Genomic DNA, 398 nt, shown 5'->3' on the forward strand with positions numbered 1-398 from the left:
TTGACGTCAAATTCAACGCCTGAGCTTTCTATGACTTCTGCAAAGGAAGAACGCTCACATTCCGTGCTATTACTTGTCGCTAAATCTACCACAATTACTTCATACAATCCTGATTCTTCCACGGTTAATGCACTTCCTGTAAAGGCTAATTCTTCGCCATCTAAGAACCATTCAAATTCGTAATCGTTGGCATTAAGACCTGTATCTAAAGTAGGAGCAGAAACAATTTCTCCAGTTTCTCGGTCAATACAAATCACCGAACCATCCATGTTAGAAATATCCACTAAAGGTAATGGATTCACGGTAATTTCAAAAGTGACTTGCGTTGAGGATGGACATTCATTGTCTGTGTTTACAACCTCGGCGTAAATGGTTTGTGGTGATTCTGAAGTAAAGAA

General features: G+C 39.4%; 1 protein-coding gene. It reads right to left on the reverse strand.

Annotated elements, in window-relative coordinates; translation table 11 throughout:
- A partial coding sequence (locus G7034_RS10345; RefSeq protein WP_166400886.1) for a hypothetical protein occupies window positions 1–398 on the reverse strand: 398 nt, incomplete at both ends.

The sequence above is a fragment of the Psychroflexus maritimus genome, from assembly GCF_011089875.1.
Taxonomy (GTDB): Bacteria; Bacteroidota; Bacteroidia; order Flavobacteriales; family Flavobacteriaceae; genus Psychroflexus; species Psychroflexus maritimus.